Annotated in this window: 24 protein-coding genes and 1 other RNA gene; 17 read left to right on the top strand and 8 right to left on the bottom strand. The window is 65.8% G+C overall.

The features are described from left to right. Positions 1 to 2: 2 nt before the first annotated feature. A complete protein-coding gene (locus tag GEU84_RS10080) occupies positions 3 to 1,004 on the top strand; it encodes an NAD(P)H-quinone oxidoreductase (protein WP_152826438.1) in 1,002 nt (333 codons plus the stop codon). Between the two features lie 4 nt (positions 1,005 to 1,008). Here the strand turns inward: GEU84_RS10080 and GEU84_RS10075 are convergent, their stop codons facing one another. Then, complete coding sequence (locus GEU84_RS10075; RefSeq protein ID WP_152826037.1) at positions 1,009 to 1,653, bottom strand: ribonuclease T2 family protein; 645 nt, start codon at positions 1,651 to 1,653, stop codon at positions 1,009 to 1,011. Between the two features lie 158 nt (positions 1,654 to 1,811). Here GEU84_RS10075 and GEU84_RS10070 point away from each other — a divergent pair, with 158 nt between their 5' ends. Then, on the top strand, positions 1,812 to 2,561 hold the full coding sequence (locus GEU84_RS10070; protein WP_152826035.1) for a DUF1013 domain-containing protein: 750 nt from the start codon (positions 1,812 to 1,814) through the stop codon (positions 2,559 to 2,561). A 55-nt stretch (positions 2,562 to 2,616) separates the two neighbouring features. Here GEU84_RS10070 and GEU84_RS10065 read toward each other — a convergent pair whose 3' ends face one another. Continuing rightward, the gene (locus tag GEU84_RS10065) at positions 2,617 to 3,768 is read right to left on the bottom strand and encodes a WD40/YVTN/BNR-like repeat-containing protein (protein ID WP_152826033.1); all 1,152 of its coding nucleotides are present in this window, start codon (positions 3,766 to 3,768) and stop codon (positions 2,617 to 2,619) included. 271 nt (positions 3,769 to 4,039) lie between these two features. On the opposite strand from GEU84_RS10065, the gene GEU84_RS10060 reads away from it, so the two are divergent. From GEU84_RS10060 to recR, 3 genes are read left to right on the top strand one after another with little or no spacing between them, the layout of a single operon-like run. After that, positions 4,040 to 5,767 (top strand): DNA polymerase III subunit gamma/tau, encoded by a 1,728-nt coding sequence (locus tag GEU84_RS10060; RefSeq protein WP_152826031.1) that lies wholly within the window; start codon positions 4,040 to 4,042, stop codon positions 5,765 to 5,767. A 12-nt stretch (positions 5,768 to 5,779) separates the two neighbouring features. Further along, positions 5,780 to 6,124, top strand: a complete 345-nt coding sequence (locus GEU84_RS10055; protein WP_152826029.1) for a YbaB/EbfC family nucleoid-associated protein — start codon at positions 5,780 to 5,782, stop codon at positions 6,122 to 6,124. After that, entirely contained in the window at positions 6,124 to 6,723 is a 600-nt protein-coding gene (gene recR / locus GEU84_RS10050) for a recombination mediator RecR (protein ID WP_152826027.1), read from the top strand. Before GEU84_RS10055 ends, recR begins: the two co-directional genes overlap by 1 nt. Positions 6,724 to 6,824: 101 nt before the next feature. On the opposite strand, the gene ffs is transcribed toward recR, so the two are convergent. Continuing rightward, positions 6,825 to 6,922: signal recognition particle sRNA small type (gene ffs, locus GEU84_RS10045), an RNA gene on the bottom strand. Positions 6,923 to 7,032: 110 nt separating this feature from the next. Here ffs and GEU84_RS10040 point away from each other — a divergent pair. Beyond that, positions 7,033 to 8,403, top strand: coding sequence for an aminopeptidase P family N-terminal domain-containing protein (locus GEU84_RS10040; RefSeq protein ID WP_174539757.1), 1,371 nt, complete (start codon positions 7,033 to 7,035; stop codon positions 8,401 to 8,403). Between the two features lie 22 nt (positions 8,404 to 8,425). Here the strand turns inward: GEU84_RS10040 and GEU84_RS10035 are convergent, their stop codons facing one another. After that, positions 8,426 to 9,058: an HAD family hydrolase gene (locus GEU84_RS10035; protein ID WP_152826023.1), complete on the bottom strand. Its 633-nt coding sequence runs from the start codon at positions 9,056 to 9,058 to the stop codon at positions 8,426 to 8,428. Positions 9,059 to 9,097: 39 nt separating this feature from the next. Then, positions 9,098 to 11,056, bottom strand: coding sequence for a bifunctional 2',3'-cyclic-nucleotide 2'-phosphodiesterase/3'-nucleotidase (locus GEU84_RS10030; RefSeq protein WP_241427642.1), 1,959 nt, complete (start codon positions 11,054 to 11,056; stop codon positions 9,098 to 9,100). Positions 11,057 to 11,218: 162 nt separating this feature from the next. Between GEU84_RS10030 and nudC the strand changes: the two genes are divergently transcribed. From nudC to GEU84_RS10015, 3 genes are all read left to right on the top strand, one after another. Continuing rightward, the gene (nudC, locus tag GEU84_RS10025) at positions 11,219 to 12,172 is read left to right on the top strand and encodes an NAD(+) diphosphatase (protein WP_152826021.1); all 954 of its coding nucleotides are present in this window, start codon (positions 11,219 to 11,221) and stop codon (positions 12,170 to 12,172) included. A gap of 66 nt (positions 12,173 to 12,238) precedes the next feature. Then, positions 12,239 to 12,712, top strand: coding sequence for an SRPBCC family protein (locus GEU84_RS10020; RefSeq protein WP_152826020.1), 474 nt, complete (start codon positions 12,239 to 12,241; stop codon positions 12,710 to 12,712). Between the two features lie 39 nt (positions 12,713 to 12,751). Then, positions 12,752 to 13,603 carry an alpha/beta fold hydrolase gene (locus GEU84_RS10015; protein ID WP_152826018.1) on the top strand — a complete coding sequence of 284 codons (852 nt, stop codon included), beginning with the start codon at positions 12,752 to 12,754 and terminating at the stop codon, positions 13,601 to 13,603. Positions 13,604 to 13,638: 35 nt separating this feature from the next. On the opposite strand, the gene GEU84_RS10010 is transcribed toward GEU84_RS10015, so the two are convergent. After that, positions 13,639 to 14,472, bottom strand: coding sequence for a prephenate dehydratase (locus GEU84_RS10010; RefSeq protein WP_152826434.1), 834 nt, complete (start codon positions 14,470 to 14,472; stop codon positions 13,639 to 13,641). 123 nt (positions 14,473 to 14,595) lie between these two features. On the opposite strand from GEU84_RS10010, the gene GEU84_RS10005 reads away from it, so the two are divergent. From GEU84_RS10005 to GEU84_RS09980, 6 genes are all read left to right on the top strand, one after another. Continuing rightward, on the top strand, positions 14,596 to 15,105 hold the full coding sequence (locus GEU84_RS10005) for a c-type cytochrome (protein WP_152826016.1): 510 nt from the start codon (positions 14,596 to 14,598) through the stop codon (positions 15,103 to 15,105). A 179-nt stretch (positions 15,106 to 15,284) separates the two neighbouring features. Next, positions 15,285 to 17,204: an extracellular solute-binding protein gene (locus GEU84_RS10000; protein ID WP_152826014.1), complete on the top strand. Its 1,920-nt coding sequence runs from the start codon at positions 15,285 to 15,287 to the stop codon at positions 17,202 to 17,204. 57 nt (positions 17,205 to 17,261) lie between these two features. Next, entirely contained in the window at positions 17,262 to 18,419 is a 1,158-nt protein-coding gene (locus GEU84_RS09995) for a microcin C ABC transporter permease YejB (RefSeq protein ID WP_152826011.1), read from the top strand. Next, positions 18,419 to 19,525, top strand: coding sequence for an ABC transporter permease (locus tag GEU84_RS09990; RefSeq protein WP_152826010.1), 1,107 nt, complete (start codon positions 18,419 to 18,421; stop codon positions 19,523 to 19,525). The genes GEU84_RS09995 and GEU84_RS09990 overlap by 1 nt, the downstream gene beginning before the upstream one ends. Further along, positions 19,522 to 21,147, top strand: a complete 1,626-nt coding sequence (locus GEU84_RS09985) for an ABC transporter ATP-binding protein (RefSeq protein ID WP_152826008.1) — start codon at positions 19,522 to 19,524, stop codon at positions 21,145 to 21,147. Before GEU84_RS09990 ends, GEU84_RS09985 begins: the two co-directional genes overlap by 4 nt. Before the next feature lie 12 nt (positions 21,148 to 21,159). Next, the gene (locus GEU84_RS09980; RefSeq protein ID WP_174539756.1) at positions 21,160 to 22,395 is read left to right on the top strand and encodes a glycosyltransferase; all 1,236 of its coding nucleotides are present in this window, start codon (positions 21,160 to 21,162) and stop codon (positions 22,393 to 22,395) included. A gap of 102 nt (positions 22,396 to 22,497) precedes the next feature. Here GEU84_RS09980 and GEU84_RS09975 read toward each other — a convergent pair whose 3' ends face one another. After that, entirely contained in the window at positions 22,498 to 24,021 is a 1,524-nt protein-coding gene (locus GEU84_RS09975) for a D-alanyl-D-alanine carboxypeptidase family protein (protein ID WP_420899279.1), read from the bottom strand. A 180-nt stretch (positions 24,022 to 24,201) separates the two neighbouring features. After that, positions 24,202 to 24,909, bottom strand: coding sequence for an HAD family hydrolase (locus GEU84_RS09970; RefSeq protein ID WP_152826005.1), 708 nt, complete (start codon positions 24,907 to 24,909; stop codon positions 24,202 to 24,204). Between the two features lie 177 nt (positions 24,910 to 25,086). Between GEU84_RS09970 and clpS the strand changes: the two genes are divergently transcribed. Both clpS and GEU84_RS09960 read left to right on the top strand, forming a co-directional pair. After that, positions 25,087 to 25,407: an ATP-dependent Clp protease adapter ClpS gene (gene clpS / locus GEU84_RS09965; RefSeq protein WP_152826430.1), complete on the top strand. Its 321-nt coding sequence runs from the start codon at positions 25,087 to 25,089 to the stop codon at positions 25,405 to 25,407. 49 nt (positions 25,408 to 25,456) lie between these two features. Beyond that, positions 25,457 to 26,464 carry a class I SAM-dependent methyltransferase gene (locus GEU84_RS09960; RefSeq protein WP_152826003.1) on the top strand — a complete coding sequence of 336 codons (1,008 nt, stop codon included), beginning with the start codon at positions 25,457 to 25,459 and terminating at the stop codon, positions 26,462 to 26,464. The last annotated feature ends 13 nt before the right edge of the window (positions 26,465 to 26,477 follow it).

Genomic DNA, 26,477 nt, shown 5'->3' with positions numbered 1-26,477 from the left:
CGATGATAGACCTGACCAGCCTGCCCCACACGATGCGCGCCATTGTCATCAGCGCCCCCGGCGGACCGGAGGTTCTGGTGCCCTGCACCATGCCCGTCCCGGTGCCGGGCCATGGCCAGATCGTGATCCGCGTGGCCTGGGCCGGGGTGAACCGCCCTGACGCGCTGCAACGCGCCGGGGCCTATGCGCCGCCGCCCGGTGCCTCGCCGCTGCCGGGGCTTGAATGCGCGGGCCATGTGGCCGAGGTTGGCCCCGGCGTCACCCGCTGGGCCATCGGTGATGCGGTCTGCGCCTTGCTGCCGGGGGGCGGCTATGCCGAATATGTGGCGACAAACGCCGCCCATGCCCTGCCGGTGCCCGAAGGCATGAGCCTGCGCGAGGCCGCCTGCCTGCCGGAAACCTGCTTCACCGTCTGGTCCAACATGGTGCTGCGCGGGGGCCTTGGGGCGGGTGAGCGGTTCTTGGTGCATGGCGGATCATCCGGCATCGGCACCACGGCGATCCAGATAGCCAAAGCCTTGGGCGCACGGGTGTTCACCACCGCAGGGTCCGATGAAAAATGCCTGGCCTGCCTCGCATTGGGGGCGGAACGCGCCATCAACTACCGCACCGAGGATTTCGTCGATGTGCTGCGGGCCGAGGGCGGGGCGCAGCTGATCCTTGACATGGTGGGCGGTTCATACCTGCCGCGCAACGTGCGCGCGCTGGCCGATGACGGCCGCCTTGTGCAGATCGCCTTTCTGACCGGGCCAAAGGTGGAACTGAACTTTGCCGAGGTGATGATGCGCCGGCTGACCATCACCGGCTCCACCCTGCGCCCGCAATCCGATCTGGCCAAGGCCCGCTATGCGGCGGAACTGGAAACCCATGTCTGGCCGATGATCGCCCGTGGCGCGCTGCGCCCGGTGATGGATTCCGAATTTCCGCTGGAGGATGCAGCGGGCGCGCACACCCGGATGGAAAGCTCGGGTCATATCGGCAAGATCGTGCTGAAGGTGGAATAGCGCCTTAGCGCACCGCCTCCATCACCGCATCGCGCAAGCGGCACTCCCGCGCCACATCGGCCCCACAGGCGCGGGGGGTCAGGTCTTTGGTCAGACATACCCGCACCTCCTGCACATGCCCGTCGCGGCAGGTGACGGCCACACCATCGGCGGCAAGGCCCGGGTTCGCTTCCAGAAACGCCTCTTCCACCACAGATGCAGGCAGGCGCACATCCTGCCGCAGGCGGGTGAACACCTCGGGCACCGCAACCCGCGCCACCGCGTCACGCATCAGCGCGTAATAGGCGCGCGCGGACAGACCGGCGCAGCGCCCGTGCTTCTTCCACTGATACCAGGCAGCGCCCGACCCGCCCATCACATCGGCCATCGCCTCGGATTCCGCCCGGCTTGGGTCGCGTTCCCCCGTGCGGCAATAGCTTGGCCAGCCATCCTCATACTGCGGCCAAAGCCCGTGCAGCACGAAATCGAACCCCCGGCCCGGCGCGCATTGCGCATCGCGCCGCGCATCACCCTCCAGCGCGCACCAGTTGGCCGACCAGCTCAGCGCCATCACGTAGTAATCGAAATCGCCCGCCCGTTCGCCCTCGGCCCGCGCCACCCCCGAAAGGCCCGCCCCGGCCAATGCCAGCCACACCATCACCCAACGCATTTTCGCTTTTCCTCCGCCTGAAATCCGACTATATCCGCCTGAACTTCCCGAAAACGAAACCACGCGGGCCTGCCCGCAGCCGTTTTCCCGGCGCGGGAGAGATTTGTAAAGCCCCGCCTGCCATGGCTCTCGGGATCGGAAACGTAGAGGATCTTGCGATGAACAAACCCCTGATGTCCAAGGCCACCGCCGTCTGGCTGGTCGACAACACCACCCTGACCTTCCGCCAGGTGGCCGAGTTCTGCGGCATGCACGAGCTGGAGGTGCAGGGCATCGCCGATGGCGACGTGGCGACCGGGGTAAAGGGGTTCGACCCGGTGGCCAACAACCAGCTGGACATGGCCGAGATCGAGAAGGGCCAGAAAGACCCGCTTTACAAGCTGAAGCTGAAGTTCAACGCCGCCGCCGTGGGCGAGGAAAAGCGCCGTGGCCCGCGCTATACGCCCCTGTCAAAACGCCAGGACCGGCCCGCCGCGATCCTGTGGCTGGTGAAATTCCACCCCGAACTGTCGGACGGTCAGGTGGGCAAACTGGTGGGCACCACGAAACCCACCATCGAATCGATCCGCTCGCGCACCCACTGGAACATCGGCTCGATCACGCCCATCGACCCGGTGGCTTTGGGCCTGTGCAAACAGACCGAGCTTGACGCCGCCGTGCAGGCCGCCGTGCGCAAGAAAGCCGCCGAGGGTGGCGTGATGTCGGATGACGAGCGCCGCAAGCTGGTCAGCACCGAGCAATCGCTGGGCATGTCCGACGAGGCGCGCGTGCCCTCGGGGCTGGAACAGTTCACCCGCAAGGAAGAGGAAGAGAAACCCGCCGATTTCTCGGATGCGGATTCGTTCTTCAACCTGCCGCATGGCGATGACGACGAGGACGAAGACGACGAGGATGATGTGCGCCGCTGAGCGCACCGCGCAGGCATTCGCAGGCCCCGGGAAACCGGGGCCTTTTCATTGGCGCCTACCCCCGGTCCACCACCTCGACCGCCAGCACCGTCGGCAGATGCCGGGCGATCTCGTGCCATTCCTCGCCCTCATCGAAACTGCCGAACACCGACCCGCTGTTGGTGCCGAAATACACCCCCGCCGGATCGCGCGCGTCGCCCGCCATGGCCTGCCGCAGCACGGTAAAGAAACAGCCCACCTGCGGCAGCCCGTTGCGCATCGCCTCCCAACTCGCCCCGCCATCGCTGGACCGCCACACCGCCGCCGCCGCATCGGGCGGAAAGCGGCCCACGCTGTCACCATTCAGCGGCAGCACCCACAGCCGCTGCGGGTCGCGCGGATGCACCCTTATCGGAAAGCCGAAGGTCGAGGGCAGGCCCGGCGTGATGTCATCCCAACTGCGCCCGCCATCCGCCGACCGCCAGACCCCGTGGTGGTTCTGCTGATAAAGCACATCCTCCGGCCCCGGTGCGCGCATCATGTTGTGCACGCAATGCCCGGTCTCGCCGTCACGCGGCCCGGCGGGGTGGTCATGCCCGGCGCAGGCCTCGGCATTCGACAGGCGGTTGCGGCGTTCCCATGTCGCGCCGCCATCCTCGGTGGCAAAGACGCCGGCCGCCGAAATCCCTACCCAGATCTTCTGCGCATTCGCCGGATCGGCCACGATCGTATGCAGCACCAGCCCCGCCGCCCCGCCATCCCAGTTGGGGGCCGACGGGTGGTTGGTCAGCCCCTCGACCCTTTCCCAGGTTTGGCCGCCGTCCCGGCTGGCCAGCAGCCCCGCCGGTTTGGTGCCCGCGTAAAGCGTGCCCTCCACCAGCGCCAAGGACCAGACCTGCGATATGTCGGCAAAGGGCAGGGCTTCCGCCGTCCAGCCGATCATCGCGGCAAAGCCCGGGTCATTGGCCGCCCATTCATCCATCTTGCCGGGGCTCAGCCGCGTCACCTGCCATGTCGCGCCGCCATCCGCCGACCGCCAGACCCCCGCCCCGTGCCAGTCACCCCCACCCCCGGCCCACAGCATGCCGCTGGCCGGATCGCCGATCACATGGTTGATCGGCCAGCCATCGCAGAACGGCCCGCTGACCGCCCAGCCCAGCCGGTCCGCTCCGCCCGAAACGATAAAGGCACCCTTGGTCGTGCCCAGCAAAAGGCTCAGTGATGGCATGGCGTCCCTCCACATGTTTTTTCGCAGATTACCATGAAAACCCGCTAGCGCACAGCATCACGCAGGCCGCCTGCGCCGGTCGCGCGCGGTCGGGGCAAGGTCTTTCCGGCCAGCGCGGGGGCCACGGATCATCTGCATGGCCCGTGCATCGCCCGTGCATGCCCTGTGCAGGGCTTTCAAAGCCCTGTCTGGCGGTCCGCACGGGTGGACGCGGCCGCGCGCCCGGCCTACTCTTGGCACCGCACGAATCCCGGCACGCGCATGAGGCCCCATGTCAGACCACCAAGCCTACCGCGTTCTGGCCCGCAAATACCGGCCCGAAACCTTCGCCGATCTGGTGGGGCAAGAGGCGATGGTGCGCACCCTGAAAAACGCCTTCGCGGCGGATCGCATCGCCCATGCCTTCGTGATGACCGGCATCCGCGGCACCGGCAAGACCACCACGGCGCGCATCATCGCCAAGGGGCTGAACTGCATCGGCCCGGATGGCACCGGCGGCCCCACGACCGACCCTTGCGGCCAGTGCGACCCCTGCCGCGCCATCGCGGAAGGCCGGCATGTGGATGTGATGGAAATGGACGCGGCCAGTCGCACCGGGGTGGGCGACATCCGCGAAATCATTGATTCCGTTCACTATCGCGCGGCCTCGGCCCGCTACAAGATCTACATCATCGACGAAGTTCACATGCTCTCGACCAACGCGTTCAACGCGCTGCTCAAGACGCTGGAAGAACCGCCCGCCCATGTGAAATTCATCTTTGCCACCACCGAGATCCGCAAGGTGCCGGTGACTGTGCTGTCACGCTGCCAGCGGTTCGACCTGAAACGGATCGAGCCAGAGGTCATGCTGGCCCTGTTGCGCAAGATCGCCACGGGCGAGGGTGCCCAGATCACCGACGGCGCGCTGGCCATGATCACCCGCGCCGCCGAAGGGTCGGCCCGCGATGCGACCAGCCTCTTGGATCAGGCGATTTCCAACGGCGCGGGCGAAACCACCGCCGAACAGGTGCGCGCCATGCTGGGGCTGGCCGACCGTGGCCGGGTGCTTGACCTCTTTGACCTGATCATGAAGGGCGATGCGGCCGGGGCGCTGGGGGAACTCTCGGGCCAATATGCCGATGGCGTCGACCCGATGGCCGTGCTGCGCGATCTGGCCGAAATCACCCATTGGATTTCCGTCATCAAGATCACCCCCGAGGCGGCGGAAGACCCCACGACCCCGCCGGATGAACGCGAACGCGGGCTGTTGATGGCCGCGCGCCTGCCCATGCGGGTGCTGACGCGCATGTGGCAGATGCTTTTGAAATCGCTGGAAGAAGTGGCGCTTGCACCCAATGCGATGATGGCCGCCGAAATGGCCGTGATCCGGCTGACCCATGTGGCCGACCTGCCCGACCCCGAAACCCTTATCCGCAAGCTGCAATCGCTGCCCGCGCCCACGGGCGGGGCACCGGCCGGCGGCGGCGGCATGACATCGGCCCCGGCCACGCGCTTGCAGGCCCCGCCTGCCATGGCGCGCGGCCCGGTCACGGGGGGCGGGGCCACCGCGCTGGCGTTGGCCGAGGGCGCGCTGACCAGCTATGCCAGTTTCGACAGCGTGATCGGGCTGATCCGCGACAGGCGCGACATGACCCTGCTGGTCGAGGTGGAAAACTGCCTGCGCCTTGCCCGCTATTCCCCCGGCCGGATCGAGTTTCAGCCGACACCCGACGCCCCGAAAGACCTGGCCGCCCGCCTGAAACAGCGGCTTCAGGGCTGGACAGGCACAGCATGGGGCGTGTCCATCGTCTCGACAGGCGGCGCGGCCACGCTGGCGGAAACCCGCGGTGCGGCGGATCACGCGGCCAAGGCCGGGGCAATGGAAAACCCGCTGGTGCAGGCGGTGCTGGCCGCCTTTCCCGGCGCGAAAATCACCGAAATCCGCACGCCATCGGCCGCCGCCGCCATCGAGGCGCTGCCCGAGGTGGATGATGAATGGGATCCCTTCGAGGATGATTGAGAAAGGAACACGATGCTGAAAGGTTTGGGCGGGCTTGGCGACATGGCCAAGATGATGAAGGCCGCGCAGGGGTTGCAGGAAAAGATGGCCCAGGTGCAGCAGGACATGGCCAATATCGTCGTGGTGGGCGAATCCGGGGCAGGGCTGGTGAAGGCGCGGGCCATGGCGACGGGCGAATTGACCGGACTTGATATTGATCCGTCGATCCTTGTCGCGTCAGAAAAAGAGGTGGTCGAAGACCTGATCCTGGCCGCGATCCGCGATGCGCAGACCAAGGCCGCCGCCCGCCACCAGCAGGAAATGGGCAAGCTGACCGAGGGGCTGGGCCTGCCGCCGGGCATGAAGCTGCCGTTCTGATGGCCGACGCCCCGCAGCGCATCGAACAGCTGATCGACCTGATGGCGCGGCTGCCGGGGCTTGGCCCCCGTTCGGCCCGCCGCGCGGTGCTGCTGATGCTGAAAAAGCGCGGCGCGGTGATGGCCCCCTTGGCGCAGGTCATGGCCGAAGTGGCACTGACTGCCCGCGATTGCCTGCGTTGCGGCAACATCGGTGACGCCGATCTGTGCGCGATCTGCCGGGATGAGCGCCGCGCAACGGGCGAGGTCTGCGTGGTGGAAAATGTGGCCGACCTGTGGGCGATGGAGCGTGGCGGCGCGTTCAAGGGCCGCTATCACGTGCTGGGCGGCACGCTTTCTGCGCTGGATGCCGTGGGCCCGGCGGAGCTGCGCATTCCGCTGCTGGTGGAACGCGTGGCTGACGAAGGCATCAGCGAGGTGATCCTTGCGCTGAACGCCACGGTCGATGGCCAGACCACAGCGCATTACATCGCCGAGGTGCTGGAAGGCGCGGGCGTTGCCATCACCTCGCTGGCGCAGGGCGTGCCGGTGGGCGGCGAACTGGATTATCTGGATGACGGCACCATCGGCGCGGCCCTGCGGGCACGGCGGCGGTTTTGAGGGCGATTGCGGGGGTGAGAATGCCGGGCCGCAAGCCTATCTTACCCATATCGGTCTGAAACGCCAAGGGCGCTGAATGTGCTGGCATGACCGGGGAATTGGGGTGAGAGGCTGACAACGACCCAAGTGGGGCTCGTTACGGCTGCTTCCTTCCGGACCTGACCGGGTTGGCGAGGCACCTGCCCGCGCCAACCTCTCACCCTGTCATATAGGGGCGGTGGCGGGGATTCGCAAGCGGGGCTGTTCTGCGGAATGTCTTGGCCCTGCGGGGTGTCATCGCCTAACCTGCGGCAAACGCGGGGGGTGTTCATGGCGCGACTGATCGAGATTGACTGGCCGGATTTCGGCACGCCCGCGGTGCCCGCGCAGCCTGATCTGGCCGCGATGCGGGGCCGGATGGCGGCGTTGCGGGCGGCGATGGCTGGGCGTGGGCTGGACTGTCTGGTGGTTTATGGCGACCGGGAACATGCGGCCAACCTGCACTGGATCACCGGCTTTGACCCGCGCTTCGAAGAGGCGGTGCTGATCGTCACCCCCGCCGCCGCGCTGCTGCTGGCGGGCAATGAATGCCTGCCCTACACTGGCGTCTCGCCGCTGGTGGCGGCGGGTGACATTGCGGTGGGCCATTGCGCCACCCTGTCGCTGCCCTCGCAACCGCGCGAGGGGCGGCGGCTGGGCGACTGGCTGACCGGGGCGGTGCCAGCGGGCTGCGCGATGGGGGCCGTGGGGTGGAAGATGTTTGGCCCAGAAGAGGTTGCGGCGGATGAGGCGGTGGATATTCCCGCCTTTCTGGCCGATCCGCTGCGCCGCATCGCAAGCCGGGTGGAAAACGCCACAGACCTGCTGATGCACCCCGGCCACGGGCTGCGCTGCACCGTCGATGCCGATGAGATTGCCCGGCTGGAATTTGCCAACCACATGGCGGCCACGGCGCTGCGGCGCATGGTCTTTGCGTTTCGTGACGGGATGGTCGATTTTGATGCCTATCGCGCGGCGCAGGTGGGCGGGCTGCCGCTGGGCTGCCATCCCACCTTTGCCACCGGCGCGCGTGCCGAACAGGGGTTGTCGGGCCCGACGGGTGAGGTGCTGCGGCGGGGCAATGCCATTTCCTTCAACATCTGCCACTGGGGCGCGAACATCTGCCGTGCGGGCTGGCTGGCGGAAACCGAGGCCGACCTGCCCGCCGCCGCGCGCGATTATCTGGGGGCGTTTGCGGGCCCCTATGTGGCGGCGCTGTCGGACTGGTTCGGCCTGATGCGGCCCGGTGTGGCGGGCGGTGCGGTCTGGGCGCGGATGCGCGAACGGCTGCCGCTGGACGGCTTCAACGTCACGCTGAACCCCGGGCATCTGATCGGGCTGGATGAATGGGTGTCCTCGCCGATCTATCCGGGGTCTGACCTGCCGCTACGGACGGGCATGGCGATGCAATGCGATGTGATCCCGGCGCACCCCGTTTATGGATCGACCCGGATGGAAGATGGTTATGCCATCGCCGATGCTGAATTGCGGGCTGATCTTGTGGCGCGGTTCCCGGCGGTGGCGGCGCGCTGTGCAGCCCGGGCCGGGTTCATGCGCGATGTGATCGGGCTGGATGTGCCCGACAGCCTGCTGCCTCTGGCCGACACCTGCGGCATCGTCGCCCCGTTCCTGCTGGCCCCGCGCCGGGTGATCGCGCTGTAAACCGGCGCTGGCACGTCGCCGGTCAGGCCAACCGCAACCCCGCCGCCCGCGCACCCGCCAGCAGGTCGCGTGCCAGATAGCTGGCGTGTTGCCCGCCCACATGGCCCACGTCGGGCACCTGCACCACCACCATGCCGGCGGCACGGGCGGCTTCGGTGCCGGTGTCGCTGTCCTCGAACACCAGACAGCGGGCGGGGGCCACGCCCAGCCGTTCCGCCGTCAACAGATAGGGTTCGGGCGCGGGTTTGGGGCGGGTCACATCCTCCAGCACCACCACATGCGCAAAGTGATGCGCCAGCCCAGTCACGGCCAGTTTATGCGCCGCCGACGCCCGGTGGCTGGAGGTGCACAGCGCCTTGGGCAGGGTGATGCGGCCCAGAAGCTCTGCCGCGCCGGGGCGCAGCGGCAGGCCGCCCCCCGCCCGCGCGTCATAGCCTGCCGACCACAGCTGATCCAGCGCCACCATGTCAAGATCGGGGAATCGCGCGCGGATCAGCCGGTTGGCGGTCGGGTTGTCCTTGCCCACCATGCCGTGCAGAAACGCCTCGTCAACGGGCGCGCCAAGGGCTGCAAAGGCCGCCATGCCCGCCGCATGGGCCAGGCTTTCGGTATCAACAAGCGTGCCGTCCAGATCGAAGATCACCGCGTCGAACATGGTTTGCCCTTTGCTGCTGTTCGGCGCGGCTTTACCCGATCACAGCGCCAGACGAAAGCGCACAAACCCGTCAGCGGTGTCACCCAGCGCGGTCAGCGCCAGATGCGGCACATCGCCCAGCATGGCACGCGCGGCAGGGGCGGTGTCGAATGTCACCGAGGTGCCGGGCATCGGGGCAAAGCGCCAGAAGGGCGGGGCGGGCGGCGGCAGCGGATTTGTCGCGGCGATATGGGCCAGCAGCGTATCGCGGATGCTGGTCGTGCCGGTCAGCAGGGCGGGGCGTGCCGCAAAACCGCCGCTGCCCGCTGCGCGGTAGCTGTTCGAGGCGACAATGAACGATGCGCAGGGATCCACCGGCCCGTCGCCGAACGCCAGCCCGGTGATGCGCTGCGCCGCAGGGTCTGCCAGCCGCCCGTCGTGGTGGTAACGCGCGGGCTGCGCCAGATCGATGGTGAAGGACAGCCCGTGGATCAGATCGAAGTTGTAGCTGGGGAAATCAGGATCGATCAGCGGCTGGTCCGGCAGGCCCGGCGTGATGCGGTGAAAGATGCCCGCCGCGCGCTCCAGCCATTCGGCCACCTCGGCCCCGGTCAGGCGCAGAACGGCCACGGTGTTGGGATAGATGTACAGATCTGCGGCGTGGCGCAAGGCCATGTCACCCGCTGGCACATCGGTATAGTTTTCCGGCCCGCCGCGCCCGCCGGTCTTGAACGGGGCCACGGCCGACAGCAGCGGCAAGCCCGCCTCGGGCATGTCGGCCAGCCAGGCCGCCGCATGCCGGGCCTGCGCCTCGGCCACCACAGCCACGGCGGGCGACGGCGTGACCAGCGCAAAAAAGCTGTTCAGCGGCGCGCTGGCGCGGCCAACGGGGCTGCGGGCATAGGCCAGTGTCTCGGCATGATAGCCCGCCATCGCGCTGGCCACCGCCGCATCGGTATCGCTCTGGGCATGGGGCAGCCCGTCGGCCCCGCGCTGCCAGATGGCGCGCGTGGTGGCGCGGCCCGCCTGCACCTGCCAGCGCCCCCCGGCGCGCTGCAAGGCAAGGTCGATCACCCCCAGATGCGACCCCCAGAACCCCGGCATCACCGCAGGCTTGCCGCACAGGCGCCCCGCCACCGGATCGACGCCGGGCAGGCCGGCAAAGCCCGGCCCCGGAAACACCAGATGGCTGTGGCCCGCCACCACCGCATCAATGCCCGGCAGGGCCGCCAGTGCCGTCGAGGCGTTCTCCATCCCCGCCACAGCGTGACAGCCGCCGATGCCGGAATGCGACAGCGCAACGATCACGTCGCAGCCCGCCGCCTGCATCTGCGGCACCCAGCGGACGGCGCTCTCGACAATGTCGCTTGTGGTCAACTGGTTGCCAAGCAGGGCGCGATCCCACTGCACGATCTGCGGCGGTGCAAAGCCGATCACTCCGATGCGCAGGTTGTGGGATGCGCCCGCGCCGTCGGCAACCTGCCGGTCCAGCAGCACATAGGGGGGCAGCAGGGTAGGGGCGTCATTCTCGCCAAGTGCGATATTGGCCGACACCAGTGGATAGCCCGCGCCCTTCAGCACGCCTTGCAGGAAGTCCAGCCCATAGTTGAACTCGTGGTTGCCCAGTGTGCCCGCATCATAGCCCAGCAGGTTCATCGCGGCGAGGATGGGATGCACCTGCCCCGGCGCAAGTTGGCCAGGCCGGGAGTAAAGATCGCCCATTGGGTTGCCTTGCAGAAAATCGCCATTGTCCAGCAGCAGGCAATTCGCTGCCTCGGCCCGTGCCGCTGCAATCAGGCTGGCGGTCCGGGCCAGACCATGTGTGTCTACGGGGCGGTCGGCATAATAGTCATAGGGCAACACCTGCACATGCAGATCGCTGGTCGCCAGAATGCGCAGATGCACTTGCCCTGCGCTGTCCGGCAATGAAAATTCCTGCGTCACGTTCAACTGCGCCCTGCGTCCGATGCGGCTTTCCGGCGCGTGCCGGTGAAAGAAATCGAGCCAAAGTTCTGACAATGCAAACCTATGCGGGCGCGGGCCGGGTTTCCAGCATGCGATAGTATCGTTCCGCAATATACCGTATTGGTTGCATTTTCGCGCCACTCGCGTTTACACCCCGACCGCGTTTGCACGGCAGCAAGCGGCATGCCAGAAGGGGCGGGGCAGCAGGAGACAGAGATGCGCGGCGCAGAGACGGTGACTTTCGGCGGATCGGGGCTGGACCGCGCGGCAGAGCGGCGCGGCGATGCGGCGGCGATGGCGGAACTCTGGGCTGCGGGCCAGGTGTTGCCGATCTGGCGCGGCAAGCCCCTGCTGGCCGGGCCCGATGTGCTGGGCTGGCTGCCGCCCGGCCATCCGGTGCTGGCGCAGGGCGGCGATGCGGTGTTTCTGGGGCTGGATGACGGTGTGCCCCGCTTTGCCACCGATGTTTCAGACTGGTCGCCCGAGGCGGGTGCAGAAGCGGTTCATGCCGGGTTCTTTGACCCCTCGGTGCAGCGTCACCCGGCCTTGCCCGATGCCCATGGCTTTGCCGAATTGCGCGGCGTGATGGTGGCGCTGAGCGCGCGTGAGGCCGAACTGGCCGCCATGGCCAAGGCCGTGCTGCAATGGCACCGCAGCCACGGCTTTTGTTCGACCTGCGGTGCTGCGTCGCAGATGCGCAACGCGGGCTGGCAGCGCGGCTGCCCCGCCTGCGGTGCCCAGCATTTCCCCCGCACCGACCCGGTGGTAATCATGCTGGTGACGCAGGGCAATGCGGCATTGCTGGGCCGTTCGCCCGGCTGGCCCGAGGGCATGTATTCCTGTCTGGCGGGTTTTGTGGAACCGGGCGAGACGATCGAGGCCGCCGTGCGCCGCGAGGTGTTTGAGGAAAGCGGCGTGGTGGTGGGTGACGTGCGCTATCTGGCCAGCCAGCCCTGGCCGTTTCCGGCATCCTTGATGATCGGCTGCCAGGGTGATGCACAGGGGCGGGCCATCACGCTGGACCCGGTGGAACTGGAAGATGCCCTGTGGGTGACGCGCGAAGAGATGGTCACGGTGATGGCCGGTCAGCATCCGCGCATCAGGCCTGCAAGGAAAGGTGCGATTGCGCATTTTCTGATTGCCAACTGGCTTGCGGATCGGCTGGATTGAGGTGACAACTGAAACGTGTCCCGCCAGTGGGATGCTGTGCAACACCATGCCGGAACAGGGGAATTCATGAAACTCAACGCGAAGGAAGATATCGAGGCGCCGCTGGCCTTTGTCTTCGATGCGCTGGCGGATTTCGACGGCTGGGAACGCGCCGCCCTGCGCCGCGGGGCCGAGGTGGTGCGCAGCGACGCCACGCGCGGCACCGGGCCGGGCATGGCCTGGCAGGTGGCTTTCTCGTTCCGGGGCAAGCGGCGGCAGATGGCGATAACGCTGAAACGGCTGGACCGGCCGCAAAGGCTGGAATTCACCGGCGTGGGCACGGCGGTGGATGGCGCGCTTGATCTGGACCTGGTGGAGCTTGGCCCCCGCCGCACCCGCGTGACCGTCGTGACCGAGGTGAAACCCCGCACCCTGGCCGCCCGGCTGTTCCTGCAATCCCTGCGGCTGGCCAAGGCCAAGGTGACGAAACGGTTCGAATCCCGCGTGGCCCTGATCGCGGCGGATATCGAGGATCGGTATAAGCGCAGTCTGCGGGGGTAGTGCGGGGGCGTATCGCAGCCCCGCTGCGAGGAGATGACGATGATGCGCCAGATCACCAGCAACGGCATCACCCTGATGACGCAATCCTTTGGCGAGGCGGGCAATCCGGCCATGCTGCTGGTCATGGGGGCGACAGCCTCGATGCTGGGGTGGCCCGACGAACTTTGCGCGGCTCTGGCTGACAGCGGCCTATTCGTGATCCGTTTCGATCATCGTGACACCGGGCAATCAACCACCTTTGCCCCGGGCGGGGCGGATTATGCCGTCGAAGACATGGCGGATGATGTGATTACCATTCTGGATGGCTATGGGATTGCCCGGGCGCATCTGGTTGGCATGTCGCTGGGCGGATACATCGCGCAGATGGTCGCGGTCACACATCCTGCGCGTATCCAGACGCTGACACTGATCGCGTCAGAGCCGCTTGGCTGGGACGAGGCACCTTTGCCCCATATATCGCAGGCGTTTCTTGACCATTTCGGCGCGCTTGGCACGCTGGATTGGTCGGATACGCAAGCAGTAGCGGCGTTTCTGCTGGAAAGCGACAGGCTGTGTGCAGGCAACGCGGCCCCGTTTGACGAGGTTCGCGCGCGAGCGCGGATTGCACAGGTGCTGGAGCGCAGCGACAGCCCGGCCAGCATGTTCAACCACGGCGCGCTGACCATGAGGCAAGACTGGGCGGGCCGTTTCCGCGAAATCTCCTGCCCGGTTCTGGTGGTTCATGGTGAGGTTGACCCGATATTGCCGCCGGAAAATGGCCGTGCGATTGCCGGTGGCATTGCCGGGGCCACGCTGGTCATTCTGCCCGGCATCGGCCACGAAATTCCGGCTGGCATTATCCCCGAACTGGCGCAGCGGATCGCCGTTCATGCCTGCCAAGGGCCAGGCTGAGGTGGCCGCGGCAAAAGCCGCTCTTTCAGGGCAGCCTAGCCCCGCCCCGGATCCGCCGGATACACCCCCAGCACCTCCACATGCGTGGTGAAATAGCGCAGTTCGTCCAGCGCGCGGGCCACGGGGGCGTCGTCGGGATGCCCCTCGATGTCGGCATAGAATTCGGTGGCGACGAACGACCCGCCCACCATGTAGCTTTCCAGCTTGGTCATGTTCACGCCATTGGTGGCAAAGCCGCCCATCGCCTTATAAAGCGCCGCCGGGATGTTGCGCACGCGGAAGGTGAAGGTCGTCACCATCTTGCCCGCGCCGCGCCGCGTATGGTCGGCCTCGCGCGCCATCACCAGAAAGCGGGTAGTGTTGTTGGCCTGATCCTCGATATGCCGGGCCAGCACGTCAAGGCTGTAGATCGACGCGGCAAGCTCGCTGGCCAGCGCGGCCTTTGACGGGTCGCCACCCTCGGCCACTTCGCGCGCCGCGCGGGCGTTGTCGGAGCTGACCTTGCCCGCAATGCCATGGGTCCGCAGGAAGCCCGCGCATTGCGGCAGGATCACAACATGGCCATGCGCCTCGCGCACATCGGCCAGCTTTGCACCCGGAACGCCCAGCAGGTTGACATGCACGCGCACAAAGGCCTCGTCCACGATATGCAGACCTGACCGGGGCAGCAGGCTGTGCACATCGGCCACGCGCCCGTAGGTCGAATTTTCGACCGCCAGCATGCCCAGATCAACCTCGCGGCGCGCCACCTTGTCCACCACATCCTCGAAAGTGGTGCTGGGAACGGGTTCCATGTCCGGGCGGGCCTGCTGGCAGGCCTGGTGCGAATAGGCCCCCAATTCGCCCTGAAAGGCTATCCGACCGGTCATCGTCATGCTCCGATTGCAAAAAGGCCCCGGGCGGGGCGAATGGTCGCGCTACTACACCTTGAAACCGGGCGGGGGAAGCGGGTAGATAACCGCGCAAGCACAGATGCCAGAGGTGGACCCGACATGTTCGACACGATGACTGCAACAAAGGTTCTTGGTGCGGCCTGCGGGTCTTTGCTGGTGTTTCTGCTGGGGGCCTGGGCTGCGGAAACGCTGTATCACACCGGCGGCGGGCATGGGTCCGAGGAACAGGCCTATGTGATCGACACCGGTGCCGAAGAGGCCGCCCCCGAAGAAGAAGCCGTGCCCTTTGCCGAATTGCTGGCAGCGGCCGATGCAGGCGCGGGCGAGTCGGTGTTTAACAAGTGCAGGGCCTGCCACAAGATGGATGGCACCGATGGCACCGGCCCGCATCTGAACGGCGTGGTTGACCGGCCCATCGCGGCTTCGGCCGGCTTTGGCTATTCCGACGTGCTGGCGGGCATGGCTGACAAGGCCTGGACAGGCGAAGAGCTGGACGCGTTTCTGCTGAACCCGCGCGGCTATGCGCCCGGCACGAAGATGAGCTTTGCTGGCCTGCCCAACCCGCAAGAGCGTGCCAACCTTATCGCATGGCTTGCCACGCAGCCGTGATATCGGCGCAGGCCTGCCACAGACCACGAAATGCACAGGGCCGCCCCTTTCCCGGGCGGCCTTTCGCATTTGTGACCGCAGGTCGCATGCATTCACAACTTGATGCATCGACAAGGCCGGTGTTTAGCATAACTTGGCAAAGACACGGCATAAGCCGGACAGGTTGGGGAGTTGACGGAATGCACAAGCACGGCAGGGCAAGGGTTCAGGTTCAGGCAGTTCCGCGCAGCGCGGGCAAAGGCTGGATGCTGGCGGGTCTGGCGATGCTGGGGCTGGCCACCTTTGCGACGCTGGCCCGTGCGCAGGATCCTGCGGTTATCGTGGCGCATGGCATTTCCACCTTTGGCGAGTTGAAATACCCCGCCGATTTTCCGCATCTGGATTATGTGAACCCCGACGCGCCCAAGGGTGGCGAGATATCCCAATGGGCCTTTGGCGGGTTTGATTCGATGAACCCCTATTCGGTCAAGGGCCGGGCGGGCGCGTTGTCGTCGGTGATGTATGAACCGATCCTGACCGGCACATCGGATGAGATCGGGGCCAGCTATTGCCTGCTGTGCGAGACGCTTGAATACCCCGAGGACCGCAGTTGGGTGATCTTCAACCTGCGGCCCGAGGCGCGGTTTTCCGATGGCAGCCCGCTGACCGCCGAGGATGTGGTGTTTTCCTATGAAACCTTCCTTGCCAAGGGCCTGACCGATTTCCGCACCGTCTTTGCCACCGAGGTGGAGGGGGCCGAGATTCTGGGCCCGCACCGGGTGAAGTTCACCTTCAAGACCGGCATCCCGACCCGCGATCTGCCGCAATCGGTGGGCGGCCTGCCCGTGCTGTCAAAGGCGCATTACGAGGCGAACAACCGCGATCTGGAAGAGGCGAGCCTGGAGCCGTTTCTGGGCTCCGGCGCCTATCTGCTGGACCGCATGAATGTGGGGCAGACGCTGGTTTACAAGCGCAACCCTGATTACTGGGGCCGCGATCTGCCGATCAGCAAGGGCACCGGCAATTTCGACACGATCCGCATCGAATACTACGCCGACTACAACGCGGCCTTTGAGGGGTTCAAGGCTGGCAGCTATACGTTCCGCAACGAGGCGTCGTCGATCAGCTGGGCCACCGGCTATGATTTTCCGGCGGTGACGAACGGTCAGGTGCTGAAGGTGGAATTGCCCAATGGCAGCAAGGCCACCGGGCAGGGCTTCCTGTTCAACTTGCGGCGCGAGAAATTTGCCGATCCCCGCGTGCGCGAGGCGATCGGGTTGATGTTCAACTTTGAATGGTCAAATGCCACGCTGTTTTACGGCATCTATGACCGGGTGGATTCGTTCTGGGACAACAGCTATCTGGAGGCCATGGGCCCGACCCCGCCCGAAGAGGCCGCCCTGCTGCAATCCTTGGTGGATGAGGGGCTGCTGCCCGCGTCGATCCTGACGGATGAACCCGTGGGTGCGCCCATGTCGGGCGAACGCCAGCTTGATCGGGGCAACCTGCGCCGCGCCTCGGCCCTGCTGGACGAGGCGGGCTGGGCCGTGGGCAGCGACGGCATGCGCCGCAACGCGGCAGGCCAGACCCTGCGGGTGGAGTTTCTGAACGACAGCCAAAGCTTTGACCGCATCCTGAACCCCTTTGTCGAAAACCTGCGCGCGCTGGGCGTTGATGCCCTGATGACCCGGGTGGACAATGCCCAGATGGAAGACCGCACCCGCCCGCCGAAGTATGACTTCGACATCACCACAGGCTTTGCCCGCACCAGCTATATCTCGGGGTCGGAGCTGAAGCAGTTCTACGGGTCGGCAACCGCTGATGTGTCCAGCTTCAACATGATGGGGCTGAAAAGCCCGGCGGTGGACCGGATGACCGAAGTGGTGCTGGCCGCCGACAGCAATGATGCGCTGACCGTGGCGACAAAGGCGATGGACCGCGTGTTGCGCGCCGAACGGTTCTGGGTGCCGGGCTGGAACAAGAACACCCATACCGTCGCCTATTACGACATGTTCGAACACCCCGAAACCCTGCCGCCCTATGCTTTGGGCGAGATGGATTTCTGGTGGTTCAACCCCGAAAAGGCCGACGCCTTGAAAGCGGCGGGCGTGCTGCGCTAAGTCACGGGCATTTCAGGTCAGGCCGCAGCGCGGCAGCAGAAAGGGCAGTCGAACCCGATGGGTGCCTATATTTTAAGGCGGTTGTTGCTGATCATCCCGACATTGATCGGCATCATGGTCATCAACTTTGCGCTGACGCAATTCGTGCCCGGCGGCCCCGTGGAACAGGTTCTGGCCCGGCTGGAGGGTGGCGGCGACGTGTTTGAAACCATCGCTGGCGGTGGCGACGCGGGCGGCGGCGGGCAGCAGGGCGTGGGCGGCGACGAGGCCTATATCGGATCGCGCGGTTTGCCGCCCGAATTCATCGCCGATCTGGAACGGCAGTTCGGCTTTGCCCGCATCGTCTGCGCAGAAGGGTTCACCGGCACGCCCAGCATCGCCTCGCCCGAATGCGTGAAAGAGATGATCCCGTGGTATGAACGGTTCTTCATCATGATGGGCCGCTATCTGACCTTCGATTTCGGCGAAAGCTATTTCCGGTCGATCACCGTGGTGGATCTGGTGCTGGAAAAGATGCCGGTCAGCATCACGCTGGGCCTGTGGTCCACGCTGATCGCATACATGGTGTCGATCCCGCTGGGCATCCGCAAGGCGGTGCGCGACGGCACATCGTTTGACACATGGACATCGGCGGTGATCATCGTGGCCTATGCCATCCCGGGGTTCCTGTTCGCCATTCTGCTGCTGGTGCTGTTTGCCGGGGGATCCTACTATCAGTGGTTCCCGCTGCGCGGCCTGACATCGGACAATTTCGACAGTCTCAGCCCCTTGGGCAAGGCGGGCGATTACATTTGGCACATCACGCTGCCGGTCATCGCATCCACCATCGCCAGTTTCGCCACGCTGACCCTGCTGACCAAGAACAGCTTTCTGGACGAGATAAAGAAGCAATATGTGATGACCGCCCGCGCCAAGGGCCTGTCCGAGGGCGCGGTGCTTTATGGCCATGTGTTCCGCAACGCCATGCTGATCGTGATCGCGGGCTTTCCGGCGGTGTTCGTGTCGATCTTCTTTGGCGGCAGCCTGATCATCGAGACGATATTCTCGCTGGATGGTCTGGGCCGCATGGGGTTCGAGGCGGCGGTGGCGCGCGATTACCCGGTGATCTTTGGCACCCTGTTCGTGTTCGGTCTGATGGGGCTCTTGATGGGGATATTGTCCGACCTGATGTATATCTGGATCGACCCGCGCATTGATTTCGAGGGGCGCGGCTGATGGCGCTTTCCCCGCTGAACCAGCGCCGCTGGCGCAATTTCAAGGCGAATCGCCGGGCCTTCTGGTCTTTGTGGCTGTTTGCGCTGCTGTTCGGCCTGTCGCTGTTTGCCGAGCTTCTGGCCAATGACCGCCCGCTGCTGGTGCAATACAGGGGCGAATATTACATGCCAATCGCGCGGTTCTACCCGGAAACCGCGTTCGGTGGCGACTTCCAGACCGAGGCCGGCTACCGCGACCCCGAGGTGCAATGCCTGATCGTGGCGGCGGGGTCCGAGGCGTGCTGGGATGACCCCGAGGGCGTGCTGGAGGAAGCGCGCGGCGGCACGGTGCGGGGCGAGCCGGTTGAAACAGGCTGGATGCTGTGGCCGCCTATCCCCTACAGCTACACCACCATCGTGGACAAACGCGGCGTGGCCCCGGGTGCGCCCGATGCGCAGAACTGGCTGGGCACCGATGACACGTCGCGCGATGTGCTGGCGCGGGTGATCTATGGGTTCCGGCTGTCGGTGGCCTTCGCGCTGATCACCACCTTGCTGACATCCGTGATCGGCATCGCGGCGGGGGCGGTGCAGGGCTATTTCGGCGGGCTGACAGACCTTGTGTTCCAGCGGATCATCGAGCTTTGGGGCTCCACCCCCAGCCTTTATGTCATCATCATCGTGGCGGCGATCTGGCAGATGAACTTCTGGCTGCTGGTGGGGCTGACGGTGCTGTTTGGCTGGACCGGGCTGGTGGGCGTGATCCGGGCCGAATTCCTGCGCGCGCGGAATTTTGAGTATGTGCGGGCGGCGCGGGCCTTGGGCGTCAGCGACCGGGTGATCATGTTCCGCCATGTGCTGCCCAATGCCATGGTGGCCACGCTGACGCTGCTGCCCTTCATCATCACCGGGGCCGTCGGGTCTTTGGCCACGCTGGATTATCTGGGGTTCGGCCTGCCGTCATCCGCCCCTTCGCTGGGCGAATTGACATTGCAGGCCAAGCAGAACTTGCAGGCGCCGTGGCTGGGATTCACCGCGTTCTTTGCCTTTGCCATCATGCTCAGCCTGATGGTGTTCATATTCGAGGGCGTGCGCGACGCCTTTGACCCGCGAAAGACCTTCCGATGACAGGGCCTGTGACCACGCCGAAAACCGTGCTGGAGGTCAAGGATCTGACCATCCGCTTCCGGCAGGACGGGCGGCTGATCGAGGCGGTGAAGGGTGTCAGCTTTACCGTGGGCAAGGGCGAAACCGTTGCTCTGGTGGGGGAATCCGGTTCGGGCAAATCGGTGACGGCGCTGTCCACCGTGGCCCTGCTGCCCGACAGCGCCGACGTATCGGGATCGGTGCGCTACAACGGGGCCGAAATGGTGGGGGCTGCGGAACCCGCCTTGCGCAAGGTCCGTGGCAACGACATCAGCTTTATCTTTCAAGAGCCGATGACCAGCCTCAACCCGCTGCACACCATTGAAAAACAACTGGCCGAAAGCCTTGCCCTGCATCAGGGCCTGAAGGGCGACACGGCACGGGCGCGCATTCTGGACCTTTTGCACAAGGTCGGCATACGTGACCCCGAAAGCCGCCTTGACGCCTATCCGCATCAACTGTCGGGCGGGCAGCGCCAGCGGGTGATGATCGCCATGGCGCTGGCCAACGGGCCGGAACTGCTGATCGCCGATGAACCCACCACCGCGCTGGACGTGACCATTCAGGCGCAGATCCTCGATCTGCTGGCCGATCTGAAGGCGCGCGAGGGGCTGAGCCTTTTGTTCATCACCCATGATCTTGGCGTGGTGCGGCGCATCGCCGACCGGGTCTGCGTGATGCAGAACGGGCATATCGTGGAACAGGGGCCAGCGGCGGCGGTATTCGCCAACCCGCAGCACCCCTACACGCAAAAGCTGCTGGCGGCCGAGGCCAAGGGCGGGCCAAACCCGGTGCCCGCCGATGCGCCCGAAATCATCCGCACCGACCATCTGCGCGTCTGGTTCCCCATCCAGCGCGGGCTTTTGCGCCGCACGGTGGACCATGTAAAGGCGGTGAATGATGCCAGCCTGACGGTGCGGGCCGGCGAAACGCTGGGTATCGTGGGCGAAAGCGGGTCAGGCAAGACCACGCTGGCGTTGGCCATCCTGCGGCTGATCCCGGCCAAGGGGCCGATCGTGTTTCTGGGGCAGGATGTGCAGGGCTGGGGCAACCGGCAGATGCGCGACCTGCGCCGCAACATGCAGGTGGTGTTCCAGGATCCCTTCGGCAGCCTTTCCCCCCGCATGACGGTGGAGGAAATCATCGCCGAAGGGCTGGGCGTGCATGGTGTGGAACCGGGGCGCGACCGCCGCACGATGGTGGCCGAAATCATGACCGAGGTGGGCCTCGATCCTGCCGCCATGGCCCGGTATCCGCATGAGTTTTCCGGCGGGCAGCGGCAGCGCATCGCCATCGCCCGCGCCATGATCCTGCGCCCGAAACTGGTGGTGCTGGACGAGCCGACATCGGCGCTGGACATGACGGTGCAGGTGCAGATCGTTGACCTCTTGCGCGACTTGCAGCGCAAACATGGGCTGGCCTATCTGTTCATCAGCCACGATCTGCGCGTGGTGCGCGCGCTGTCGCACAGGGTGATGGTGATGAAAAATGGCGATGTGGTCGAGGCGGGCCCCAGTGCCACCCTATTCGCCAACCCGCAATCCGACTATACAAGGGCGCTGATGGCCGCCGCATTCGGCCCGGCCGCGCCCCCCGCCGTCTGACGGAGCCGTCGCGTGAGAATATTGTTCGTGCATCAGAATTTTCCGGGCCAGTTTCTGCATCTGGCCCCGGCGCTGCAGGCGCGTGGCCATCATTGCATCGCACTGACCGACGAGGTGAACACCCGCAAATCCGACACGCAGACCCTGCGCTACCGCTACAAGGAGGTCACACTTGACCCCGCGGTCGCGCGTCTGGGCCGCAACTTTACCCTGATGAGCGACCGGGGCGTTGTCGTCGCCCGCGCAACCATGCAACTGCGGCAAAAGGGCTATATCCCGGATGTGGTGTTCGGCCATTCCGGCTGGGGCGAGACGCTGTTCCTGAAAGAGGTCTGGCCCGAGGCGCGGATGCTGGTCTATGCCGAATTCTACTATTCCGGGCGCGGGCAGGACGTGGGCTTTGACCCGGAGTTTGATCAGCCGAGTTTCGATCAGGTGATGATCTCACAGGGCAGGGCGGCCCATCTGGGGCAGGCGATGCTGCATGCTGATGCCGGGCTGTCGCCGACCCGCTGGCAGGCCAGCACCTATCCGCCCGCGCTGCGCGAGCGGATTTCGGTCATCCATGACGGGGTGGATACCGCAGCCATGGCACCCAACCCGGCGGCGGCTGTCACCCTGCCCGACGGCCGCGTGCTGCGCGCGGGCGACGAGGTGCTGACCTTCGTGAACCGCAATCTCGAACCCTACCGGGGCTATCACACGTTCATGCGCGCCTTGCCTGCGGTTCTGGCCGCGCGGCCACAGGCGCAGGTGATGATCGTGGGCGGCAACGAGGTCAGCTATGGCCGCGCGGCCCCTGACAAGAAAAGCTGGAAGGACATCTATCTGGCCGAGGTGCAGGACCGGCTTGATCTCAGCCGTGTGCATTTTCTGGGCAAGGTGCCTTATGCGGTCTTTACCTCGCTGATGCAGATCAGCCGGGCGCATGCCTATCTGACCTATCCCTTCGTGCTGTCCTGGTCGATGCTGGAAGCGATGTCGGCGGGGGCCCATGTCATCGGGTCACGCACCGCGCCGGTGCAGGAACTGATCACCGACGGGGTAAATGGCACGCTGGTGGATTTCTTCGATGTGCCGGGTTGGTCTGCGGCCCTGATCGCGGCGCTGGCTGAACCTGCGCGGTTCCTGCCGCTGCGCACTGCGGCCCGCCAGACCATCGTTCAGAACTATGACCTGCGCAGCACCTGCCTGCCGCGCATGCTGGATTTTGTCGAAGGCGGGGGCAGGCGGCAGGGCACCCCCTGAGCGGCTGCACATCCTTCCCGGGCCAGCCTTTCCTGACGGGCATTCTTCGCATGCATAATGCGAAGTTGCCCGTCAGGGCGGATGAGCGGCCCGATCAGGCGATCACGGCCCGATGGCAAAGCACTGCACGGCGCGGGCCTGCAACCGGCGGCAGGCCAGATCGGCCTGATCCTGCGTCAGACCCATGAAATTGGCGTCATAGCCGCCGCCGCGTTGCACGATCTTGCGCAGCCCGTCGTTCAGCGTGGCATTTTCGGCCAGCGCGATCTTCATCAGCGTGCGTTCCGCCACTGACCGCGACGGGAAGCGCCCCACATTCACGCCCCAATGCCGCCCGCCCGAGGTGGACAGCCGGGTGATCACCTCGGGTTCGGTGGGCACCGGCATCTTTTCGGCCACCACCACCGCCGGCTGCGGCGCGACGGCGGCCACACGTTCAACGGGCGCAGTCGGCCGGATCTTGGGTTCGGGCAGCGACGTCACGCCTGCCGACAGGCTCACGATGCTGGCGGCATCGGGCGTGGGTTCCGGCGTGACCTCGGCCACCACGACCGGGGCCGCAGCCTCGGCCACCGCGCCGGCGATGCTGTCTTTCATCGCCAGCACCACTTCGCCTGCCGCAGCGGCCTGGCCCGGGCGGGTCTTGGGCCGCAGCGATTTCGTCACGGCACCGGCGACGCGGATGGTCTTGCCCGCGCTGCGCCCGCCTGCGGCATCAGGTGCCGCTTCGGGTGCCGCAGCCACCACGTCATTTGCCGCGTCATAAACCGGCGCACCGGGCTTTTTGACCCGCGCATTGTTCGGTGCCTCGCCAAAGCCCAGGTTCAGCAGTTCGGCCATCTTGGCGTTGCGGTGCGCGGTGGATTGTCCGCCGAACACCGTGGCGATGATGCGCTTGTTGCCGCGTTCCGCCGATGCCGTCAGGTTGAAGCCCGCCGCATTGGTGTAGCCGGTCTTGATGCCGTCAGCGCCCTTGTAGTTGTCAAGGAAACGGCGGTTGGTATTGGCCACCTCGGCGATGCCCGCATCGGCGGTGCGGCGCGAGAAGATGTTGTAATACTGCGGGTAATCGAAGAACAGCCGCCGCCCCATCACCGTCATGTCGCGCGCTGTGGACAGGTGGCCGCTGGCGGTCAGCCCGTGAGCATTCTTGAAAGTGGAGCTTTTCATGCCGATGGCCTTGGCAGTGCGGTTCATCCGCGCCGCGAATTGCGCCTCGGAACCCGCCACAGCCTCGCCTATGGCAGTGGCCGCGTCATTGGCCGATTTCACCGCCGCCGCCCGGATCAGGTGGCGCAGCGCAATCTTTTGCCCTGCGCGCAGCCCCAGTTTCGAGGGCGGCTCGGCGGCGGCGTTTTTCGACACCGTGACCATCGTATCAAGGCTGATCTCGCCGCGCTGGATCGCCTCGAAGGCGATATACAGCGTCAGCATCTTGGTCAGCGATGCGGGGTGCAGCCGCGCATCGCCATTGTTGCTGTGCAAGATTTCGCCGGTGCGCGCATCCATCACCACGGCGGCATAGGGTGCTGCCCCCGACGGTTCCGGGGTGCTGCAAGCGGCTGCGAGGCCCAATACGGCCATGAATAGGGTTTTGCGGACAAACTGCCCCAGAAGCGATGCCACGTCGCTATGTCCTTCTTCCTGCCTCGTCCCGCCCCTGATTTTTTTGTGGGGCTTCATTCTGCTCGAAGATAAGGGTAACACAGCATGCGATTCAGGAAAACCCCCTAATTTCAACAGCTTTGCAAGGGTATTTGATGTAACTCTGGCAAATCTAGCGTCGCCTTGGCGACAGCACGCTAGCTATTGATCGCCCGCGACCAGCGCATCGACCAATGCGGGCAGACCGCCCAGATCGTGCAACTCGTGAAAGCGCGGGTGGCCAGCGGGCGCATCGGCGTGTTCCAGCGCCCAAGTCAGACCATGCGGCACATAAACCCCGTGCCCACCCGCCGCGATCACCGGCAGCACATCGGATTTCAGCGAATTGCCCACCATCAGCGCGCGGCTGGCCCCCTGCCCGTGGCGCGCAAAGATCGCGGCATAGACCGGGGGCGTCTTGTCTGACACGATCTCGACCCCGTGGAACAGATCGCCCAGCCCCGACTGGGCCAGCTTGCGTTCCTGGTCCAGAAGGTCGCCCTTGGTTATCAGCAGCACCCGGAAATCGCCCGCCAGCGCCTGCACGGCGTCGCGGGCATGCGGCAGCAGTTCGATCGGGTGTTCCAGCATTTCGCGCCCCGCCGCCATGATCTCGCCGATGACCCCGGCGGGCACGCGGCCATCCGTCACCTCGATGGCGGTTTCGATCATTGACAGCACGAAACCCTTCACCCCGAAGCCGTAGTGGCCCAGATTGCGCCGCTCGGCGGCCAGCAACCGGTCGTGCAGGTGGCCCGGGGCGGCATAGCTGGCCAGCAGGTCGCAAAACCTGTCCTGCGTCAGGCGAAAAAACGCCTCGTTCTGCCACAGCGTGTCATCTGCGTCGAAGCCTATGGTTGTCAGGGTCATGGCAGCCTCCGTTCGGCGTCATCTTCTTGCTTTGCGCGGCCTGTGCAAGCCCCCTGCCGAAAGCCCCCGCTGCCGCCCCTTTTCCCGCCGGGAAAAACCGCTATATTGTGTGGCCTGATGCTTTCCCCGAATCCGCAGCCGACAGGAGCCGTGACCGTGACCCTTCGCCCCGTTCAGATGTCTGACAAGACCGGCGGGCCGGGCGATGACACGTCGCTTCTGACCAAGACCCGCAGCAAGACGCAGCGCCCGCCGCTCTACAAGGTCATGCTGCTGAACGACGATTACACCCCGATGGAATTTGTCGTGCATGTGCTGGAACGGTTCTTTGGCCTGAACCATGCCCAGGCGTTTGAAATCATGCTGACGGTCCACAAGAAGGGGCTGGCGGTGGTGGGGGTGTTTTCCTTCGAAGTGGCGGAAACCAAGGTGGCGCAGGTGATGGATTTTGCCCGCCGCCACCAGCACCCGCTGCAATGCACGATGGAAAAGGAATGATTCCTCTCCTGCCCCTGGAAAAGGAATAGGGCTGCCCCGGCAGCCGCCCATGCGATCATCCCGCCTGACCCTTGCGCTGGAAACCGGAGCCGTCGTGCTGCCCGGTGACGGCCCCTTGGCGATCTTCCGCCCGCATATCGGTGACGATCTGTCGATGTTCCCGCAAGACCGCGTGCGCGTGGTGCAGGGGTTCAAGCCGGACCATGACCATTTCGCGGCGCAGGGCTATGCCGTGGCTGTGGCGGGGGCAGGCCCCTATGCCGCCGCCATGGTCTGCCTGCCCCGCGCCAAGGCCGAGGCGCGGGCCCTGCTGGCGGCTGCGGCGGCGCAGGTGGCCCCCGGCGGCCCAGTGATCGTGGACGGGCAGAAAACCGATGGCGTGGATGCGGTCTACAAGGAGTTGCGCGCCCTGCGCCCCGTGTCCGAGGCGCTGTCAAAGGCGCATGGCCGGCTGTTCACCTTTGCCGCCGGGCCTGACGTATCGGGGCCGGGGCTGGAGGATTGGGCGGCGCAGCCCACAACCATCGACGGCGGGTTTCAGACTCTGCCCGGCGTGTTTTCCGCTGATGGCCCCGACCGGGGATCGGTGCTGCTGGCGCAGGCGCTGCCAGACCGCATACCCGGGCATGTTGTTGATCTGGGCGCGGGCTGGGGCTATCTCAGCCGCGCCGTGTTGGCCCGCAGCGGCGTGAAAAAGCTGGATCTGGTCGAGGCCGAGGCGGCGGCGCTGGAATGCGCGCGCCTGAACATCACCGATGAACGCGCGCGATTCCACTGGGCCGATGCCATGCAGTTCCACCCGGCCCGCGCGGTGGATGCGGTTGTATGCAATCCGCCGTTTCATGCGGCGCGCGAGGCTGATCCTGCCATCGGCATGGGCTTTGTGCAGGCGGCGGCGCGCATGTTGCAGCCGGGTGGCACGTTGTGGCTGGTGGCAAACCGGCACCTGCCCTATGCTGCCACGTTGACCACGCTGTTCACCGAGGTGGAAGAGATCGGCGGCGATTCCGCCTTTCGTGTGATCCGTGCGGCCCGGCCCCAACGGGCCCGCCGCTGACCCTTATCAAGAC

The organism is Fertoeibacter niger, from assembly GCF_009380135.2.
In the GTDB taxonomy this organism is placed as follows: Bacteria; Pseudomonadota; Alphaproteobacteria; order Rhodobacterales; family Rhodobacteraceae; genus Fertoeibacter; species Fertoeibacter niger.
Note: the sequence above shows the minus strand (reverse complement) of the source record. Positions and strands in the feature narration are given on the sequence as shown.